Origin of the sequence: Mycobacterium paraffinicum (assembly GCF_001907675.1) — a bacterium.
Classification (GTDB): Bacteria; Actinomycetota; Actinomycetes; order Mycobacteriales; family Mycobacteriaceae; genus Mycobacterium; species Mycobacterium paraffinicum_A.
Genome location: NZ_MPNT01000073.1, coordinates 1 through 2,393, shown reverse-complemented (window position 1 = coordinate 2,393; position 2,393 = coordinate 1). Strand labels below are relative to the sequence as shown.

2 protein-coding genes and 4 tRNA genes are annotated in these 2,393 nt (G+C 63.6%); 1 reads left to right on the top strand and 5 read right to left on the bottom strand.

Going from position 1 to position 2,393, the window contains the following annotated elements:
- Positions 1 to 257: 257 nt before the first annotated feature.
- From BRW65_RS30750 to BRW65_RS30735, 4 genes are all read right to left on the bottom strand, one after another.
- On the bottom strand, positions 258 to 1,130 hold the full coding sequence (locus BRW65_RS30750) for a hypothetical protein (RefSeq protein WP_224113137.1): 873 nt from the start codon (positions 1,128 to 1,130) through the stop codon (positions 258 to 260).
- A 247-nt stretch (positions 1,131 to 1,377) separates the two neighbouring features.
- Positions 1,378 to 1,454, bottom strand: a tRNA-Phe gene (locus BRW65_RS30745).
- Between the two features lie 26 nt (positions 1,455 to 1,480).
- Positions 1,481 to 1,557: transfer RNA gene (locus BRW65_RS30740), tRNA-Asp, on the bottom strand.
- Positions 1,558 to 1,586: 29 nt separating this feature from the next.
- Positions 1,587 to 1,659, bottom strand: a tRNA-Glu gene (locus BRW65_RS30735).
- A gap of 124 nt (positions 1,660 to 1,783) precedes the next feature.
- Between BRW65_RS30735 and BRW65_RS30730 the strand changes: the two genes are divergently transcribed.
- Positions 1,784 to 1,859: transfer RNA gene (locus BRW65_RS30730), tRNA-Lys, on the top strand.
- A gap of 31 nt (positions 1,860 to 1,890) precedes the next feature.
- On the opposite strand, the gene BRW65_RS30725 is transcribed toward BRW65_RS30730, so the two are convergent.
- Positions 1,891 to 2,393, bottom strand: a 503-nt coding sequence (locus tag BRW65_RS30725; RefSeq protein ID WP_139273343.1) for an SAM-dependent methyltransferase, incomplete at its 5' end; no start/stop codon positions are given.

Here is a 2,393-nt window from a genome sequence, read left to right as displayed (position 1 = left end):
ATCGCGTTGATTCCTTTGCTCGAGTGACTTTGGTCGGTCCCTCGAAGAATCACGCGATGACCTTCATTCATCCGGCTACGACACGCCGGTCATCACCGGCTCGTACACCACTCTGCTGGACGCAACTAGGTACTGGAATCGATAGCCTTTGGCACCGTGGTCTAGTACGGCCACCGGCGTAATTTAAGCGTCGCCGCCGGTTCCGCCATGCGACAGCGAAGCGTCGCGTGGCCATTGACGTCCGCGATAACAGCAATTCAGGCGAGGACATCGAGCAACCTCTCTCGATTAATCTTGACGAGTTCGACCGTGAAACGGTGCGCAGTCTCCGTCATCCCTGGGGCAGAAGCAAATAGGTCCTCAACGGTCCGCCGTTCAAGCGACAGTATCCGTTCACGCCAGTACTCGCGGGTGCTCGGTCCACAGAGTCTGATGGCGTCGCCTGCCAGGTCCACGAGTGTCTGCCAACGCGTGCCCTTGCGATGCTCAAATCGGCTCGCGTGCCCACGTTCTGCCCATTTCATCACTGTTCCGTCGCGTAAGTGCTCGGCGCGCAGTTCGTCGCTCAACGTAAAGCCGAGGCTAGCTGCGTGGTCGAAAGAGGGCTCGGATACGTCCGGCGGCGGCACAAGGACGGCCCAGTTGCGGTCGTGGCGATCTCCATGCGCGATCAACGCGTCAAACAGGAGATATCCTGCGAACGCATCGAAAGCCCGAAACGACGTAGGCATCGATGAGCCTGGCGGTGATCCAAACCGTGTGAGTGCCTGCCTGATAGAGCCGACATTGTATCCGCGCGCTTCAGGATCAGTCGGGTCGTAATCGATAACCACCTCTGGCATTAGCGCCTGCCCTGCCTGCAATTCCCACTCTGGCAATCGCACGTCTTCAACCAATGCGCCACGCACCCCGCCCCGAGTGGCTAGTTCGACCGTGGCCGCCGGCACTCCGACCAGCCGAGCCATCTCGCTTCCGAGCTTCTCCACAGTGTCTTCCCCGAGGGAACGATCGCGCTCTGGCCGTGCGGGTTTGAACAGCCAGGTACGCTCTCTCGACGGATGTTTGAGCCAGTCGTGCGGATGCTGGCCCTGGCTCTCGAGGCCAGCGACAGCCCAGTCGTCGGCAGCCACGACTGACCAGCGAACGGGCACGACGCAATTGTGCCTCGCAGGTGCTAGTGCAATCGCCACTGGCCACGCGCATGTCGCGTAGGGCTCCGCTCGAAGACAGCGGAGAGTCGAGGGGGACGGATCCGATACAGAGTTGGCAGCGACGGCACCTCGTTTTTGGCCCCATATTGGCCCCATCGCCGAGTCCGAATCGGTGATGACGAGTTCGTAGACAGAGCGAAAAGGGGCGCTGAAATGCACAGATACTTGGTGGCCAGGGGCGGGATCGAACCGCCGACCTTCCGCTTTTCAGGCGGACGCTCGTACCGACTGAGCTACCTGGCCGGAAGGCATGAAGTGCCTCGCCGAATTGGCGACCCTGACGGGACTCGAACCCGCGACCTCCGCCGTGACAGGGCGGCGCGCTAACCAACTGCGCCACAGGGCCTTGCTGCTGCTCCGCGTCACCGCGTTGCGTACCCCCAACGGGATTCGAACCCGTGCTACCGCCGTGAAAGGGCGGCGTCCTAGGCCACTAGACGATGGGGGCCAGAACCGAATCACTCCGGGGTACTCGCAACGAGGTTTCGTTAGGAGCCACGTCAGCTTAGGTCACCGCGGGCCCAATCCTCAAACGAGCCCCGTTTGGGGCCCAAGTATCCTGAATCTCCGCGGCCCCTATAGCTCAGTTGGTAGAGCTACGGACTTTTAATCCGCAGGTCCCAGGTTCGAGCCCTGGTGGGGGCACCAACGCGTGGTGGCCACGGCAGCTCGGTGCTCATCATCCGAGCACCGCGCTGCTGTAGGTAACGTCGGCGAAGGCCTGGGCGACCTCGTCGTCGGCATAAGCGAAGCCGTTGACCGCGTGCAATTCCGCAACCGTCCGCAACGACGTCTCCCAGCCGCGCTGGCTCAAGTGGTCGACGACGTGGCTGCGCTCGCCGTGATAAACGAGGTCGTTGAAGTCGACCTCGAACCCGAGCTCGCTCATCCGGTCGTGGTGGGCGCGCCAGCGCGGGTCGGTGAAAACGGCGGTGTCGGGAACGAAGTCGAAGGCCAGCCGGCTGCCCGGTGCGCTGAGGGCGGTGATGTTGTCGAACAGCGCGTCCTGGGCCGCCTCCGGCAGGTACACCAACAATCCCTCGGCGCTCCACGCCGTGGGGGCCTGTGGATTCAATCCCGCCTCGCGCAGCGCAGCCGCCCAGTCGTCGCGGAGGGCGACGGCGCCGTGGTGGCGCGCGGGGGTCGGGCGGGGGGCGGGGGGCGGGGGGGGTGGGGGGTGGT